The sequence below is a fragment of the Actinomycetes bacterium genome, assembly GCA_036000965.1.
Lineage (GTDB): Bacteria > Actinomycetota > CALGFH01 > CALGFH01 > CALGFH01 > DASYUT01.
Genome location: DASYUT010000228.1, coordinates 1 through 16,411 on the forward strand (window position 1 = coordinate 1; position 16,411 = coordinate 16,411).

Annotated in this window: 17 protein-coding genes; 11 read left to right on the forward strand and 6 right to left on the reverse strand. The window is 76.1% G+C overall.

Annotation, left to right across the window (positions count from 1 at the left end; genetic code table 11):
• The 3 genes from VG276_20620 to VG276_20630 all read left to right on the forward strand — a co-directional run.
• A partial coding sequence (locus tag VG276_20620; protein ID HEV8651730.1) for an acetate--CoA ligase family protein occupies positions 1-1,634 on the forward strand: 1,634 nt, incomplete at its 5' end.
• A 199-nt stretch (positions 1,635-1,833) separates the two neighbouring features.
• Entirely contained in the window at positions 1,834-2,649 is an 816-nt protein-coding gene (locus tag VG276_20625) for an enoyl-CoA hydratase/isomerase family protein (GenBank protein ID HEV8651731.1), read from the forward strand.
• A 101-nt stretch (positions 2,650-2,750) separates the two neighbouring features.
• Complete coding sequence (locus VG276_20630) at positions 2,751-2,996, forward strand: DUF6328 family protein (GenBank protein ID HEV8651732.1); 246 nt, start codon at positions 2,751-2,753, stop codon at positions 2,994-2,996.
• Here VG276_20630 and VG276_20635 read toward each other — a convergent pair.
• The 4 genes from VG276_20635 to uppS form a co-directional block, all read right to left on the reverse strand.
• A complete protein-coding gene (locus tag VG276_20635; protein ID HEV8651733.1) occupies positions 2,935-4,503 on the reverse strand; it encodes a protein kinase in 1,569 nt (522 codons plus the stop codon). The two genes, VG276_20630 and VG276_20635, sit on opposite strands and share 62 nt — an antisense overlap.
• A gap of 316 nt (positions 4,504-4,819) precedes the next feature.
• Positions 4,820-6,946 carry a prolyl oligopeptidase family serine peptidase gene (locus VG276_20640; GenBank protein ID HEV8651734.1) on the reverse strand — a complete coding sequence of 709 codons (2,127 nt, stop codon included), beginning with the start codon at positions 6,944-6,946 and terminating at the stop codon, positions 4,820-4,822.
• Entirely contained in the window at positions 6,939-7,412 is a 474-nt protein-coding gene (locus tag VG276_20645; GenBank protein ID HEV8651735.1) for a hypothetical protein, read from the reverse strand. Before VG276_20645 ends, VG276_20640 begins: the two co-directional genes overlap by 8 nt.
• 4 nt (positions 7,413-7,416) lie before the next feature.
• A complete protein-coding gene (uppS, locus tag VG276_20650) occupies positions 7,417-8,193 on the reverse strand; it encodes a polyprenyl diphosphate synthase (protein HEV8651736.1) in 777 nt (258 codons plus the stop codon).
• A 159-nt stretch (positions 8,194-8,352) separates the two neighbouring features.
• On the opposite strand from uppS, the gene VG276_20655 reads away from it, so the two are divergent.
• The 8 genes from VG276_20655 to VG276_20690 all read left to right on the forward strand — a co-directional run bounded on the left by VG276_20655 (position 8,353) and on the right by VG276_20690 (position 14,678).
• Entirely contained in the window at positions 8,353-8,631 is a 279-nt protein-coding gene (locus tag VG276_20655; protein ID HEV8651737.1) for a hypothetical protein, read from the forward strand.
• 101 nt (positions 8,632-8,732) lie between these two features.
• Positions 8,733-9,488 carry a UbiA family prenyltransferase gene (locus VG276_20660; protein ID HEV8651738.1) on the forward strand — a complete coding sequence of 252 codons (756 nt, stop codon included), beginning with the start codon at positions 8,733-8,735 and terminating at the stop codon, positions 9,486-9,488.
• 281 nt (positions 9,489-9,769) lie between these two features.
• Positions 9,770-10,288 (forward strand): DNA-3-methyladenine glycosylase I, encoded by a 519-nt coding sequence (locus VG276_20665; protein HEV8651739.1) that lies wholly within the window; start codon positions 9,770-9,772, stop codon positions 10,286-10,288.
• Between the two features lie 257 nt (positions 10,289-10,545).
• Positions 10,546-11,670, forward strand: coding sequence for an ABC transporter substrate-binding protein (locus VG276_20670; protein HEV8651740.1), 1,125 nt, complete (start codon positions 10,546-10,548; stop codon positions 11,668-11,670).
• Complete coding sequence (locus VG276_20675) at positions 11,670-12,470, forward strand: ABC transporter ATP-binding protein (GenBank protein HEV8651741.1); 801 nt, start codon at positions 11,670-11,672, stop codon at positions 12,468-12,470. The genes VG276_20670 and VG276_20675 overlap by 1 nt, the downstream gene beginning before the upstream one ends.
• Before the next feature lie 70 nt (positions 12,471-12,540).
• Positions 12,541-13,365, forward strand: coding sequence for an ABC transporter permease (locus VG276_20680; protein ID HEV8651742.1), 825 nt, complete (start codon positions 12,541-12,543; stop codon positions 13,363-13,365).
• A gap of 14 nt (positions 13,366-13,379) precedes the next feature.
• Positions 13,380-14,024: a bifunctional precorrin-2 dehydrogenase/sirohydrochlorin ferrochelatase gene (locus VG276_20685; protein HEV8651743.1), complete on the forward strand. Its 645-nt coding sequence runs from the start codon at positions 13,380-13,382 to the stop codon at positions 14,022-14,024.
• A gap of 150 nt (positions 14,025-14,174) precedes the next feature.
• Positions 14,175-14,678, forward strand: a complete 504-nt coding sequence (locus tag VG276_20690; GenBank protein ID HEV8651744.1) for a GNAT family N-acetyltransferase — start codon at positions 14,175-14,177, stop codon at positions 14,676-14,678.
• A 68-nt stretch (positions 14,679-14,746) separates the two neighbouring features.
• Here VG276_20690 and VG276_20695 read toward each other — a convergent pair whose 3' ends face one another.
• Positions 14,747-14,926, reverse strand: coding sequence for a hypothetical protein (locus VG276_20695; GenBank protein ID HEV8651745.1), 180 nt, complete (start codon positions 14,924-14,926; stop codon positions 14,747-14,749).
• Positions 14,923-16,411 (reverse strand): amino acid permease (locus VG276_20700; protein ID HEV8651746.1); only part of this gene is annotated, 1,489 nt, incomplete at its 5' end. The genes VG276_20700 and VG276_20695, both read right to left, overlap by 4 nt.

Below are 16,411 nucleotides of genomic sequence, written 5' to 3' on the forward strand. Positions count from 1 at the left end.
TGGCCCGCCGCGCGGCCGAGGCGGGTGTGCCCGTGGCCGCAGTCAAGGTCGGCCGGAGCCGGGCCGGCCGAGCCGGCGTGGTCGCCCACACCGGCGCCCTGGCCGGCGAGGACCGCGTCGTGGACGCGCTGTTCCGCCAGCTCGGCGTGCACCGCGCGGCCGACCTGGACGAGCTGGTCGAGTTCGTGGTCGCGGCCGGGGCCGGCCTGCGCCCGGCCGGGCGGCGGACGTTCGTGGTCACCAACTCGGGCGGGGAGGGCAGCCTGCTCGCCGACCTGCTCGACGAGGCCGGGCTCGAGCTGCCCGAGCCGTCGCCGGCCCTGCGCGCCACCCTGGCCGTGGCGGTACCAGCCGCCCACCCGGCCAACCCCCTCGACCTATGGGGCACGGGCGACCCGGACCAGGTGTTCCCGGCCGGGCTGGCCGCCGCGGCCGCCGACCATCCCGACCTGCTCGTGCTCGGCGTCGACCAGCAGGCCGGTGTGGGGGCCGAGGAGCGCGCGTTCGCCGCGGCCGCGGCGGGCGCCGCCTGCCGCGCCGCCCGGGACTCCGGGGTGCCCACCGCCCTGGTCTCGTTCGTGGCCGCCGGCGACGCCGACCCGGCCGCCGAGGCGGCCGCCGCCCAGGCGGGCGTGCCGCTGCTCCGCGGCGCCCGGGCCGCCGCCCGCGCGCTGGCGGGCCTGGCCGGCCGCGCCACCGGCGCGGCAGCTCGCGAGCGCACCGAGCGTGGCGCGGGCGGCGCGGGCAGCGCGGGCGCCGAGGGCGCGGGCGCCGAGGGCGCCGAGGGCGCAGGTGGCGAGCACCCCGAGGGCGCGGGCGGCGAGGAAGCCGACCGCTCACCCCGACCATGGCACAGGCGCTCCTGGGGAGCTACGGGGAGAGCGAGCTCGCTCCACATCGACCGGGGACTCCGGGTAGCTGAGCAGTCGGCTTCCCCGTCGCCTGAGCCGGCGGTCCGGGCGCTGCTGGCCAAGTATCCCGCCGGCCTGCTCGACGAGGTGGACGCGGGCGCGCTGCTGGCCGCAGCTGGGGTACCGGTCGAGGCCGGCGTGCTGGCGCGAAGCCGGGCGGAGGCCGAGGCGGCGGCCGGCCGGCTCGTCGGTCTCGTCGTGGTGAAGGCGGTGGTCCCGGGGCTCGCCCACAAGACCGAGGTGGGCGGGGTGCGCGTCGGCGTGACCGCGGCCCAGGCGGGCGCCGCCCACGACGCGGTGCTCGCCGCGGTGCGCGAGCGCCGGCCCGACCTGGCCGCCCGGGGCACCCTGGTGCAGCGCCACCTGACCGGTGTGGAGCTGCTCGCCGGCGCCTACCGCGACCCGCAGTTCGGCCCGGTGGTCACGGTCGGCCTGGGCGGGGTGCTCACCGAGGCCCTGGGCGACGTCGCCCTGCGGGTCGCCCCGGCCGGCCCGGCCGACGCGCTGGCGATGCTCGGCGAGCTCAGGGGCGCGGCGGTCCTGGCCGGCGCGCGAGGCCGCGCCCCGGTCGCGCTCGACCCGCTCGCGCGCGCCCTGGCCGCCCTGTCGGCCCTGCTGGAGCGCCACCCCCGCGTGCTCGAGGCCGAGGTCAACCCGCTGGTCGCCACGGCCGACGGCGCCGCAGCGGTCGACGCCCTGGTCGTGCTCGGGCCCCGCCCGTGACGCCCTCCACCTCGGCCGAGGTGGAGGGCGTCACGGGCGGGCACCGGCAGGGAGCGCCGCGCACAGCCGCCCCGCGGGCCATGCTCCCTGCCACCGCCGCTCCCGGTGCAGACCGGGCGGGACCGGCCCCGGCCACGCGCAGGGTCCGCCACACCCACGCGACAGGGGGTCCGCCACACCCACACACAGGAGGAACGGCATGGGCGAGACGCTGCTGACCGAGGACCGCGGGCCGGTGCGGGTGCTGACCCTGAACCGGCCCGAGAAGCTGAACGCGCTCGACCACCCGACGGTGGCCGCGCTCCACCAGGCCATCCAGGCCGCCGACGTCGACGAGTCGGTCCGGGTGGTGGTCCTGACCGGCGCCGGACGGGCGTTCAGCGCCGGCTACGACCTGACCGAGGAAGCCGGCTCCGACCTGTCGTCTGTGGCCGCCTGGCGCCAGGCGCTGGCCGAGGACGTGGCCATGACGATGGCGGTCTGGGCATGCTCGAAGCCGACCGTCGCGGCGGTCCGCGGCCACTGCATCGCCGGCGCCCTCGAGGTGGCCCTGGCCTGCGACCTGATCGTGGCCACCGAGGATGCTCGCTTCGGCGAGCCGGAGATCCGCTACGGGTCGGGGCCGGTCACGCTGCTGCTGCCCCACACCGCCGGGCCCAAGGCGGCGAGCTGGCTGCTGCTCACCGGCGACCTGGTCGACGCCCGCACCGCCCAGGCGATGGGGCTGGTGAACCAGGTGGTGGCGGCCGACGGGCTGGACGCGGCGGTCGAGGCGCTGGCCCGCAAGCTGGCCATGGTCCCACCGGCGGTCATGGCCCCGACCAAGCTCGCCCTGCGGCGGGCCGTCCAGGCCATGGGGCTGCTCGACGCGGTCGAGGCCAACCTCGACCTGTCCGCGCAACTCAACGCGGCCGACACCCCCGAGCAGCGGGAGTTCGACCGGGTCGTGCGCGAGCAGGGCCTGAAGGCCGCGCTGGCCTGGCGCGACGACCGCTTCGGCGAGCGCCTCTGGTGACCGGAGCGCCAACGAGCCTGAACCCGGTGTGTCCGGACGGTGGAACGCGGGTAAGCAGCTTTGCTCGACCTGCCAAAGCACGGGCCCGAAGGGAACCGTCCATGAGCACGCAGGAGGCGCAGAACGAGCGACTCGACCGCGAGCTGCTGGAGCTGCTGAACGAGCTGCGGGTGTTCATGCCCGGTGTCCAGGTGCTGCTCGGGTTCCTGCTCATGGCCCCGTTCAACCAGCGCTTCCAGCAGCTCGCGCCGTCCCTGAAGGAGGTCTACTTCGCGGCCGTGCTGTTCAGGTCGTCAGCGGCGCGATGGTGGTCGTGGTGGTCGTCGTGGTCGTCGTGGTCGTGGTGATCGTGGTCGTGGCCGGGGGGACGCTGGTCCCCGGCACGGTCGAGGTGGTCGGGCGCGGGCCAGCCGACACCACCAGCCGCACCCTGCTGCCCTCCGGCCGGGAACCGGCGCCCGGGGACTGGCTGACCACCGTCCCGGCCGGCCGGGTCGAGTAGCGGCGCTGGACCACGCTGCCGACGTACCCGGCGGCCCGCAGGGCCACCTTCGCGTCGAGCTCGAGCCGGCCCACCACGTCGGGCACGGGCTGGCGCGGCGCCACGGTCGAGCTGGTCGTGGTGGAGCCCTCGGGCAGCACGACGGGGCCGACGCCCGGCACCTGCCCGTCGCCGGGCACGGTGGTCACCGCGCCACTCGTCGGCGAGGTGGGGTTGGAGTAGCTGTTGGCGAGCGGGCCCTTGACCACGAACACGGCCGCCCCGGCGAGCAGCGTCAAGGTGAGCAGGGCGACCGGCCAGCGCCGGGTGCGCCGGCGGGCCGGCTGCTCCTGGGCGTACCCGCGGGCGGGCACCAGCTCCCGGCCGCTGTCGGCAGCCAGCCCCGGGTCGGTCGGGTCACCGCCCGGCACGACCGGGACCGGGCCCGACCCGGCGTCGAGCACGCCGGCCCGGCGGCCGGCGAGGACCGCCGCGGCCGTGCCCGGCTCGGGCACCACGCCGAACGGCGGCGGCGGGGCGACCGTCCCCCCGGACCGGGCCCGCTCGAGGTCCTCGGCCAAGTCGGCGGCGGTCTGGTAGCGGTCCTCGGGGTCCTTGGCCATCGCCCGGTAGGTGACCGCCTCGAGCGCGGGCGGCACGTCGGGCTGCAGCTCGCGCAGGGGGACGGGGGTGGCCCAGACGTGCCGGCTGGCCACCACGACCGGGCTGTCGCCGTCGAACGGCGGCTGGCCGCCGAGACACTCGTACAGCACCACCCCGAGGGAGTACAGGTCCGAGCGGGCATCCACCGGCACGCCCTGGGCCTGCTCGGGCGACATGTACTTGGCCGTGCCCACGATGCCGGCGCTCTCGGTGAGCGTCATCGAGGAGGCGAGCATCCGCGCGACGCCGAAGTCCATCACCTTCATCCGGCCTTCCCGGGTGCACATGATGTTGCCCGGCTTGATGTCGCGGTGGATGAGCCCCTTGGCGTGCGCGGCCCCGAGCGCACCGCAGACCTCGGCGACCAGCTCGGCGGCGCGGACGGGCCGGAGGGGCCCTTCGGCGCGCAGCAGCGCGGCCAGCGTGGCCCCCTCCACGTACTCCATGACGATGAAGCTCGTGTCGCCGTCCTGCCCGGTGTCGTACACCGCCACGACGCCCGGGTGGGTGAGGCTGGCGGCCAGGGTCGCCTCGCGCTTGAAGCGGGCCATGAACAGCGGGTCGCGGGCGAGCTGGGGGTGGGGGATCTTGATCGCCACCCGGCGGCCGAGCACCCGGTCGACGCCCTCGTGCACGTCGGCCATGCCCCCTGCCCCCAGCAGGCGGCCGACCTCGTACCGGTTGCCGAGGATCTCGGCGATGACGGCCATCCCCCGTTGTAACCCGTTGGTGTCCCTCGCGGTTCCCAGCCACTATCCAGGCGCGGTCCGAATTGTGCCAGGGCCCTTGACCGGAATTGTCACATTCGAAATGCCCGGGCCGGAAACCGCCATCATTGCCGAGCTGGCCGGGTCGTGGCTGCCCGGGGGCGCGCAGAACCTCAAGCAGGCCGCTCCGGGCCCGCCGCGCAAGAAGGCGGAAGCTCCTCGCGGCGAGACCACCTTGTTGCGCGGCCCTGAAGGTCGGCAGCGTCTGCATGGCCAAGTCACTGTCCTGACAAGGCGGACCCGGCGGCGGGCCGAGCGGTCAGCGCCGGCCCGGACCGGGCGGCAGGCCGAGCGCGGCGCGCAGGAACGACAGCTGGAAGTGGAGCAGGTTCTCGGCCACAACCTCCTGCGACGCCAGGTGGGTCACCCCGGTGAGCGGCAGCACGGTGTGGGGGCGGCCAGCGGCCAGCAGCGCGGCCGACAGGCGCAGGGTGTGCGCGGCGAGCACGTTGTCGTCGGCCAGGCCGTGCACCAGCAGCAGGGGCCGCTCGAGCCCGGCCGCGTCACCGAGCAGCGAGTTGCGCTGGTAGGCCTCGGGCTCGGCGGCCGGGTGGCCGAGGTAGCGCTCGGTGTAGTGGGTGTCGTACAGGCGCTGGTCGGTGACTGGCGCGCCAGCCACGGCCGCGTGGAACACGTCCGGGCGCCGCAGCACGGCCAGGGCCGCGAGCCAGCCGCCGAACGACCAGCCGCGGATCGCGACCCGGCCCAGGTCCAGCCGCCCCTCCGACGCCGCCACCGCGTGCAGCGCGTCGACCTGGTCGTCCAGGACCGGGCCGGCCAGGTCGCGGTGGACGGCACGCTCCCACGCCGGGCCCCGCCCGGGCGTGCCCCGGCCGTCCACCACCACCACGGCGAAGCCCTGGTCGGCGAACCACTGCGAGACCAGGAACGCGCCCCGAGCCGCCTCCACCCGCTGCTGGTGCGGCCCGCCGTACGGGTCGAGCAGGACCGGCAGGGGACCGTCGCCCGGCTCCGAGGGCAGCAGCAGCGCGGTCCGCAGCGCCCGCCGGCCGGCCCGCAGCAGGGTCACCCGGGGGGTGAGCGCCGGCCGCTCGGCCAGCGAGGCGACCGTCGCGGCCGGCCGGCCCGGCGCGAGCACGGTCGTCGTCGTGCCGTCGTCGTCCAGGCTCGCCGACGACAGCACCGTCACCGGTCCGCCCGCGACCGCCGTGTGCACCCCGGCGCCGCTGCTCAACCGGACCGGGGAGCGGCCGGGCGCGACCTCCCAGACGTGCTGCTCGACCGGCTCCTCGGAGGCGGCCACGAGCACGGCGTCGCCCCGCGTGCCCAGCACCGCCCGCACCTGCAACCCGGGCGGGGTCGCGGGCTCGCCGTCGACGACGAGCCGGCGGGTGTCGCTGGCACGGTCGTCCATGGTCCACACCAGCCTGCCGCCGGGCAGCCAGGCCGGTACCCCGGGCACGATCTCGAGCCAAGCGGGGTCGGTGTCCTCCCGCACGCAGCTGGTCGCGCCCGACCCCGGGTCGGTGGCCAGCACCCGCATCCGGGTCTGGTCGCGCGACTGGACCAGCAGCGTGAGCGGCCCGTCGCCGCCCCAGCCGACCTCCACCAGGTAGGGGAACGCGGCCCGGTCCCAGGCCACCTCGACCCGCCCGCCGGCCAGGTCGACCACGGCGAGCCGCACGTCGGCGTTGGCCGTGCCCGCGGCCGGGTAGGCGAGCCGGGCGGGCGCGATCCCCGGGCTGGCCGGGTCGGCCAGCCACCAGCGCTGCACCGGGCCGTTGTCCACCCGCGCCACGGCCAGGCGCTCCCCGTCCGGCGACCACCAGTAGCCGCGGTGGCGGCCCATCTCCTCGGCGGCGATGAACTCGGCCAGCCCCCAGGTCACGTCCGGGTCGGACTCGCCGGCCACCCGGACGTCGCCCCCGTCCAGCTCGGCCACGTGCACGGCGCCGCCGGCCACGTAGGCGACCCGGCGGCCGGTCGGGTCGGGCCGCGGGTCGAGCACCGGCCTGGCCGCGGCCAGCTCCCGTACGCTGTTGCTGCCGGTCAGGGCGCCGCTGCCGGTCAGGTCGGCCACGAACAACCGGCCGGCCAGGGCGAACGCGGCCACCCGGAGGTCGGTGTCGGCCGCGTAGGCGACGACGCCGGCCGCCCGCTCGCGGCTGCGCTCGCGCCGGGCCCGCTCGGCCGCTGGCAGGTCCTCGGCCGCGGTCCCCAGCAGGGCGGCCGGGTCGGCGGCGAGCCGCTCGGTGCCCGAGGCCACGTCCAGGACGTACAAGCGGTTCACCGGGTCGTCCCCGGCGGCCGAGCGCAGGAAGGCGACCCGGGCGCCGTCGGCGGCGACGGTGAAGCCGCGCGGCCGCCCGAGCGTGTAGCGCCGGGTGCGGGCGTACCGCCGCGGGAACGACGCTGGGTCAGCCACTGACGCGGCCGGTGACCTGGGCCACGGTGAGCACGATCCCGGCCGCGAACAGGAACCCGGCCAGGATCACGAAGAACAGCGCCCACTTGCGGGTCGGCTGCCCGTCGGCGATGACCAGCATCCCGACCGAGAACGCGAAGTAGCTCAGCGGGCGCAGCTCGGGCCGGAACAGGCTGAGCACGGCCACGGCGAACACGGCCAGGTAGATGCGCAGGCTCACCTTGGGGTGGAGCCGCATCGGGCGCTCGAACACCCGCCCGCGCCGGTCGACGTCGCCGACCTCCATCTTCTTCAGCGGCGACGCCGGCGGCCGGCCGCCCGGGCGCGACCCCCCCGGCCGCGAACGGCCCGGGGAGCCCGGGGGCCGCTCGTCCTCGGGCTTGGAGCTCGGCTCCCAGCCCGACTCCCGCCGGGCCCGCTCCACGGCGTGCCTGCGCCGCGCCGCCGCCCGATCCTTGCGTGCCACCGCTCTACCTCCCGAAGCGCCGCTGCCGCTGGGCGTACGACCGCAGCGCCCGCAGGAAGTCGACCTTACGGAAGTCGGGCCAGTACGTGTCGGCAAAGTAGTACTCCGCATGGGCCGACTGCCACAGCAGGAACCCGGACAGGCGCACCTCCCCGGAGGTGCGGATGACGAGGTCCGGGTCGGGCATGCCCGCGGTGTACAGGTGGCGGGCGATCTCGTCCGGCGACACCCGCTCGGCCGCGCCGGCCAGGTCCAGCCCCTTGTCGGCGTACTCGGCGAGCAGGCGCTGCACGGCCTCGGCGATCTCCTCACGCCCGCCGTAGCCGACCGCGACGTGCAGGACCCCGCCGGTGTGGGACCGCGACACCTCCTCGGCCGCCAGCAGCCGCTCCCGGGTCTGCTCGGGCAGTGCGTCGAGCTGGCCGACCGGCACGATGCGGTAGCCGTCCGGGGCGGCGTCGCGGGCGAGCTGGGTCACCTTCTCCTCGATGATGCCGAGCAGCTCGGCCAGCTCGTCGGGGTGGCGGCCGAGCAGGTTCTCGGTCGACAGCAGCCACAGGGTCACCACCGGGATGTCCAGCTCGGCGGCCCAGGCGAGCAGATGGTCGATCTGGGCGGCGCCACGGCGGTGCCCCATCGAGGTGTCCATGCCCAGCTCGCGGGCCCAGCGCCGGTTGCCGTCGAGGATGACGCCGACGTGCCGCGGGGTCCCTCCCCGGCGGCGGAGGTCGGCGGCCAGCCGGCGCTCGTACAGCCGGTAGAGCAGAGCGCTTCCGCCCACGGGCAGCTCCCGGTCGAGTCCGCAACAGTCTGGGGTTTGGCCACGGCGGCGACCCGCGCGTCATGCTACAGCGTGGATCGGGGTACGGTGCACGCCTGCGGGCCGCGGCGGGGCCGCGCTACCCTGGGAGGCAGGCAATGGACGGACCAGGAGGGCGGCGTGACCGAGGTCGGGGAGAGCGGCTTGGTCCGCTGCGAGCGCTGCGGCGCGCTGAAGCCGGCGTCGGGCTGCGCATGCGGCGGGCAGGGCATGGGGCAGGGACAGGGCAAGCCGACCGTGCCCGCGGGCTGGGACCCGGAGCTGACCCGCTCGGCCCGCCCGCGCCTGCAGATCGTGACCAAACCGGTGCCCGACGCGACCCCGGACGCGGTACCCGACGCGACCCCGGGCCCGGTGCCCGACGCCACCCCGGGCCCGGAGCACGGCCAGCTGCGGTAGCCGGCCGGGTCGTCCGCGGCCCCTGGCACCCCGCCACCCACCTCGCGCTGCTGCACGCCGGGCCCGGGTTCACCGTCATCGCCGTCGGGCTGGTCTTCGGGGTGGTGGCAGCCAGGGACGACCCTGACCCGGGACGGCTCGCCCTGCTCGCCGGGCTGCTGGCCGGCAACCAGTACAGCGCCGGCGCGCTCAACGACGCGGTGGACGCCCCGGTCGACGCGGCCGCCGGGCGGGACAAGCCCATTCCGGCCGGGGCGATCTCCCGCCGGACGGTCGCGCTGCTGGCGGTGGCCGCCGGGCTCGCGTCGCTGGCCTTCGGGCTGGCGCTGAACCCGGCCACGTTCGCGCTCGCGGTGGCCGGCCTGGCCTGTGCCTGGGCCTACGACCTGCGCCTGAAGGGGACGGTGGCGAGCGTGCTGCCGTTCGCGGTGGCGCTGCCGCTGGTGCCGCTGTTCGGCTACGGTGCGGCCGGGCGCTTCCCGGCGGTGCTCTGGTGGGCCTGGCCGATCGGCGCCCTGGCCGCGATCGCGGTCCACCTGGCCGACTCCCTGCCCGACGTGGAGACCGACCGGGCCGCCGGGATGCGGGGCCTGGCCACCCGGCTCGGCGTGCGCCGGGCCAGCCTGCTCACCGCCGTGAGCTACACGGGCGCGCTTGCGATGGCGCTCGGCAGCGGGCTCGCGGCCGGGGACCGCCGGGTCGTGGCCGCCGGGTCGGTCCTGGCCGCGATGTTCGGGGTGGCCGCGCTGCTCGCGGGTGTCCCAGGCGGCGAGGCCCAGCGCCGGGTCGCCTACCGCCTGCTGCAGGCCGGGGTGATCGCCCTGGCCGCCGGCTGGGCGGCCGGCGTCCGCCCCTGAGCCGGCCGCCCGCCCCCGCCCCGGGTCCCGGGAGGCAGCACCCATCCCGAAGCGGCCCCGGTCGGGCCGGCCAGGCCCCGCGCCCCGGCAACGGCCCACTGCTGGCAGGTGGCCTGCCGCGAGCGGCGGTGACCCGAGGCCTGAAACTTCGGACAACTGCGATGTTTCCGGGCGCTGTGGACGGCGAATTGGGGAGTCGGCGTGGAGACGAGTTACGCTTTTCCGGGCCGCCCACAGGCGGCCGAGTGAGCTTGCGCTGCCGCGCACCACGGAGGTCGTGCATGGTGCTCCCTGCTCTGGATGGCAAGACCCGCTGCCGCTGGGCCGCCACCGATCCCATCCTTGCCGCCTACCACGACGCCGAGTGGGGTGAACCGCCCCTCGGGGAGGCGGGCTGGTTCGAGCGGCTCACGCTCGAGGTCTTCCAGGCCGGCCTCTCCTGGCGGACCGTGCTTGCCAAGCGTGACGGCTTCCGGCGCGCCTTCCACGACTTCGAGCCCAAGATCGTCGCCGCCTTCACCGCCAGGGACGTCAGCGCCGTCCTGCGCGACCCCGGCATCGTGCGCAACCGGGCCAAGGTGCTGGCCACCATCGAGAACGCCAGGACGGTGCTGGCCCTGGCCGACGAGCACGGGTCGTTCGCCGAGTGGGTGGCGGCCCAGCCCGACGGGCTCGAGGAGCAGCAGCGCAGCTACCGGCAGACCTTCCAGTTCGCCGGCCCCCAGGTCGTGGAGGCGTTCCTGCAGAGCGTCGGGCGGGTCGAGCCGCCTCACGAGCCGGGCTGCTGGCGGCTCGCCTGACCGTGCCTCCAAGCCCCTGCTGACCTTGCTGCCCCGCCCCTCCGCGGTCCGGGTTCCTTGACAGGTACGGGCGCATCCGGCACCGTCTTTCCCATGACCGCCGTCCTGCTCACCCGCAACCGCGCGCTCGACCACGGGCGCGTCGTCTGCTGTGCGTGTCGTCAGGCCCGACGGTCACGTCGCGCACCGTAGTGCGCTCACCTCCCGACCGCTCGGGCCCGATCTAGTACCCGAAGCGCGTCGAGAGGAGCTGCCACATGGCGAACCACACCACCGTCGGGCCGCGCGGCCCGATCCTGGCTTCACGTCCCCCTGAGGTGCGTTCCCGGCCCTTGCGGGCCCTCCGCCGGCTGCCCGCGGCCGCCGCCGCGCTCGCGCTCGCGCTGGTCGTCGGCGCCTGCTCGAGCGGGTCGTCGGGCTCGTCGGACAGCGGCGGCCGGCCCGCTGCCCTGCGGCTCGGGTACTTCCCGAACCTGACCCACGCCACCGCCCTGGTCGGCATCCAGGAGGGCGTCTTCCAGCGCAACCTCGGGGCAGGAACCAAGCTCGAGACCCGCTCGTTCAACGCCGGCCCGGCCGCGGTGGAGGCGCTGTTCTCGGGCGCGATCGACGCCACCTACATCGGCCCCAACCCGGCCATCAACGCGTACGCCAAGTCGGGCGGCAAGGCGGTCCGAATCGTCTCGGGGGCCACCTCGGGCGGGGCCCTGCTGATCGTGCGGCCCGGCATCACCGGCGCCCAGGGCCTGCGCGGCAAGAAGATCGCCTCGCCGCAGCTCGGCAACACCCAGGACGTCGCCCTGCGCAGCTGGCTCAGCAGGCAGGGGCTCAAGACCGACACCGAGGGCGGCGGCGACGTGCAGGTCGTCAACCAGGAGAACGCGCAGACCCTCGACCTGTTCAAGGGTGGCAAGATCGACGGCGCCTGGGTACCAGAGCCGTGGGCGACCCGGCTCGAGCGCGAGGGCGGCGGCAAGGTCCTGGTGGACGAGGCGAGCCTCTGGCCGGGCGGCCGGTTCGTCACCACCCATCTGGTCGTGCGCACCGAGTTCCTCACCGACCACCCCGACCTGGTCGAGAAGCTCCTGGCCGGGCAGGTCGAGGCCAACGAGCTGGTCAACCGCGACCCGGCCAGGGCCCAGCAGCTCGCCAACGCCCAGATCGAGAAGGTCACCGGCAAGTCCCTGAAGCCCGCGGTGGTCGCGGCTGCGTGGAAGCGGCTGACCTTCACCGACGACCCGGTCGCCTCGTCGCTCAAGACCTCCGCCGCCAACGCCCAGCAGCTCGGCCTGCTCAAGCCGGTCGAGCTGGACGGGATCTACGACCTCGGCCCGCTCAACCACGTGCTCGCCGCGCGGGGCCAGCCCCAGGTGGCGACCTGATGGCAGTGCGCGCCCGCGAGGCGATCCGGCCCGCCCTGGCGGCCGGCGGCGCGCCGCCGGCCGTCGCCCTGGACGGGGTGTCCAAGCGCTACGGCCACGGCGACGGCGCCGTGCTGGCCCTGGACGGGGTGTCGCTGGCCATCCGGCCCGGCGAGCTCGTCTGCCTGGTCGGCGCCTCCGGCTGTGGCAAGAGCACCCTGCTCAACCTGGTCGCCGGGCTGGACCGCCCGACGGCGGGGACCGTCACCACCGGCGGGCGGGCGACCGCCCTGCTGTTCCAGGACGCGGCCCTGTTCCCGTGGCTGACCGCTGCCCGCAACGTGGAGCTGCCGCTGCGCCTGCGACGGGTGCCCCGGGCCGAGCGGCGGCGGCTCGCGGCCGGCCTGCTGGCCCAGGTCGGGCTGGCCGAGTTCGCCGCCAAGCGCCCGCACGAGCTGTCGGGCGGCATGCGCCAGCGGGTCGCGCTCGCCCGCGCCCTGGCCCAGCAGGCCGACGTGCTGCTCATGGACGAGCCGTTCGGCGCGCTGGACGCGATCACCCGCGACCTGCTCCACGACGAGCTCGAGCAGCTCTGGCAGGACACCAGCCTGACCGTGGTGTTCGTCACCCACAACGTCCGCGAGGCGGTCCGCCTGGGCGACCGGGTGGTGCTCTTGTCCAGCCGCCCCGGGCGGGTGGCGGCCGAGTTCCCCGTCGACGTGCCCCGGCCCCGCCGCATCGAGACGCCCGAGGTGGCCGCGCTGGCCTCGGCCATCACCGACCGGCTGCGGGAGGAGGTGCGCCGCCATCGCCGCGCGTGACCGGGCCGGGGCGGCCACCACCACCACCGACGCCGCCGCCGTCACCTCCACCACCGCCGGCCTGTCCGGCTTGGACGCGCTCGAGCAGGGCGCGCCCGGGCCCCCAGGCCGCCTGGCCAAGGTGGCCGCGGCGCTGTGGCCCAAGCTCGCCGCGGTCGCGCTCGTGTTCGCGGCCTGGCAGCTCGTCGTCTGGACCGGGTGGAAGGACGAGTGGGCGCTGCCCCCGCCCGGCCCGGTCGTCGCGCGGCTCCTGGACGACCTCGGCAACGGCGTGCTCGTGCGGGCGACCGGGATCACCCTGTGGCGCGCCGCGGTCGGGTACACGCTCGCGGTCGCGATCGGCACGGTGGTCGGGGTGCTCGTCGCCCGCCGGCGGCTGCTGCGCGCCGCGGTCGCCTCGGTCATCACCGGCCTGCAGACGATGCCCTCGATCGCCTGGTTCCCGCTGGCCATCCTGCTGTTCCAGCTCAACGAGAGCGCGATCCTGTTCGTGGTCGTGCTCGGCGCCGCCCCCGCGATCGCCAACGGGGTGATCAGCGGCGTCGACCACGTCCCGACGCTGCTGCTGCGGGCGGGCCGCGCCATCGGCGCGCGCGGGTTCGCGTTCTACCGGCACGTGCTGCTGCCGGCCGCCCTGCCCGGGTACGTGGCCGGGCTCAAGCAGGGCTGGGCGTTCGCCTGGCGCAGCCTCATGGCCGGGGAGCTGCTGGTGATCATCGCGGCCCGCCCGTCGCTCGGGGTGCGGCTGCAGTACGAGCGCGAGTTCGCCGACGCCAAGGGGGTGATCGCCATCATGCTCGTGATCCTGGCCATCGGCATCGTCGTGGACGCGGTCGGCTTCGGCGCGGTCGAGCGCACCATCCGGCGCCACCGCGGCCTCACCGACGGGCCGTAGCGGGGGAGCCGGCCATGCCCTTCACCTACCCGGTGCTCCTCGAGATCGAGGGGCGCCGCTGCGTGGTGGTGGGCGGCGGGCCCGAGACCATGGCCAAGACGGCGGCCCTGGTCGAGCAGGGCGCGCTGGTCACCGTCGTCACCCCCGGCCGCGAGGCCGGCCTGGACGAGCTGGCCGCCGCCCACCCCGGGCGGGTCGTCGTGCACCACCGCCCCTGGCGGGAGGGCGACCTGGCCGGCGCGTTCCTGTGCGTGGCGGCCACCGGCGACCACGAGCTCAACGCCAAGATCCACGCGGAGGGGGCGCGCGAGGGGACGCTGGTCAACGCGGCCGACGACCCCGCCCACTGCGACTTCGCCCACCCCGCCGTGCTGCGCCGCGGCGACCTGGTCGTGGCCGTCGGCACCGGCGGCAAGGCGCCCGCCCTGGCCAGCCGGATCCGCCGCGAGCTGGCCGGCCGCTACGGCGCCGAGTACGGCGAGGCGGTCGCCCTCATCGGCGAGGTGCGCGCCGCCACCCGCGCGCACTGGCCGAGCTTCGCCGCCTGGGCCGAGCGCTGGCGGGCCGCCCTGGACGACGAGGTCGTCGACCTGGTCCGCGAGGGCCGGACGGGCGAGGCCCGCGCGCTGCTGCTCGCCCGCCTCGCCGGTCCGGGGTAACCGCCCCGGGTCGACGCCGAGCTCGGCGAACAGCTTGTCCTCGCCCGCCTCGCCGGTCCGGGTAACCGCGATGCCGCACTGCTGCTCGCCGCCTCGCCAGGCCGGCGTAACCCCGATGCCGGCCGCGGACGAGTGTGGTAGGTAGTGTGCATGCCCGCCTCGCCGCCACCCCCCGTACGCGTCCGGCCCGCCCGCCCCGAGGAGCTGGACGCCGTCGGCCGGCTCACCGTGGCCGCCTACGCCGCCGACGTGCCCCCCGGATCCACCTATGCCCAGCACCTGGCCGACGCGGGCGGCCGGGCCAGGCACGCCAGGCTCCTGGTCGCCGTCGACCCCGAGGAGCGGCTGCTCGGCACCGCGACCCTGGTGGTCGGCGGCGGGCGCTGGGCCGAGCTGGCCGGCCCGGGCGACGCCGAGCTGCGCATGCTCGGGGTCGACCGGGCCGCCCGCCGCCGCGGGGTCGGGGAGGCGCTGCTGCGCGCCACCCTGGCCGAGGCGCGCGCCGCCGGCTGCCGGCGGTTCGTGCTCTCCACCCTGCCGACGATGACGGCCGCCCACCGGCTGTACGAGCGGGCCGGGTTGCGGCGCGCCCCCGCCCTGGACCACACCCCCGCGCCCGGCATCGACCTGCTCGCCTACGCCCTGGACCTTTGACGTCCTCTCCGGGCGAGCCTGTAGCGTCGCGGACCCTGGGCTCGGGCATGTTGCCGTGGTCGACCGGGTCAGCCAGGCCGCCGGCGCCGGGCTCGGGCCATCCGCCGCCGGTGGGCGCACTCGTCCTGATAGTCGATGAGCAGCAACCCGACGATCAGGCCCAGCCCGAGCAGGACCACGAGCCCGGCCGCGACCACGCCGGCCGCGTTCAACGCGCCCGGGGCCAGAAGCCAGGCAGCGCGCGTCACCACAGCGGCTGCTCCCCGGCCGGGGCCGGGTCCCGCTGGGGGTCGGGCAGGCTCGGCCGAGGCTGGCTGGTCATGGCGGCGGGCTCGGCGACGCGCATGAGGGTGTAGACGACCAGGCCGAGGGCGACCGCGCCCAGGGCGTAGGCCTGGGCAGGGCGGAACTGGGCGGGGGCGAGCAGCACGACCAGCTCGATGCCGAGCCAGGCCAGCGCGCCGGCCACGACCGGGCGCTCCCATCGGCCGAGCCGCAACGACCCGTCCTCGGCGGGTGGGGTGCTACGTCGGGTGGTCCATGCATAGAGCCCGACGGTGCCCGCGTACAGGATCGCGGGCAGCAGGGTGGAGGCGGTGAACAAGGTGGTCAGCGCATCCGGGTTGCCGCCGAGGGTCACGACGATGGTGGCGCTGGCGCCGGCGGCCAGCACGGTTGCCCCTGGCGGCCCGCCGGTGGCACGGGGCACGCGGGCCAGGAGCTGGTGGGCGGGGAGGCGCCGGTCTCTTGCCATGGCCCAGGCCAGGCGGGAGGCGGTGGCCATGATGACGGTCCCGCAGGCGTAGATCGCCACGCAGATGAAGGCCAGGAACAGCTCGATGCGACCGCCGAGGAAGCCCTTGAGGATCAGCGCGACCGGGGCGGTGGTGTTGTCGAGCCGCTCGGGGTGGGGGATGGCCTGGGCCAGGGCGACGAGGAAGACCATCCCGAGCGCCCCGGACGCGATGACGGCTTGGACCATGGCGCCGGGCACCACGTGGCGGGGCTGCCGGGTTTCTTCGGCGAGGGTGGCCGATGCCTCGAACCCGACGATGGTGCAGGCGCCGAGCAGGGTGGCTAGCATCCCGGGCCCCAGCCACGACCACCACCCAGCCGTCGGGACCGCGCCGGTGCTGGCCAGGTTGGCCCAACGGCCGATCCCGGCGATGCGCCCCGCGATGACCAAGACGATGGTGAGCTGGAGCAGCCCGACGACCTCGGCCAGCACGGCGAGGTTGTTCAGCCGGGCGGTCGCCGGGGTGGACCAGCAGATAAGCGTCGCCTGGGTGGCGAGCACGGCCAGGGTGCCGATGGCGAGGCTTGCTGGGGTTGGGGTGAGGCCCAGGAGGGGCCAGACGGCGGCCTGGACCAGGGCGTAGTCGACCGACACGGTCACGATCACCAGGAACGCAAGCGACAGCCACCCCAGCCACCAGCCGACCAGCGGGCCGGCGAGCCGGGCGGCCCACTGGTAGGGGCCGCCGGCCAGCGGCACCCTGGCGGCGAGGGTGCCGTAGACGAGGGCGACCAGGGTCTGGCCGGCGACCGCGAGCGGCCAGGTCCAGATGCCTCTGGGGCCGGCGGTGGCGAGGAGGAACCCGAAGGTGGTGAAGATGCCGGTGGTGACCGAGATGAACGAGAACGCCACCCCGAACGACTCCCCCCAGCCCAGGCTGCGGGCCAGCCGGGGGCGGTAGCCGAAGCGGCGCACCAGCGCGTCCTCCTCGGGGGGC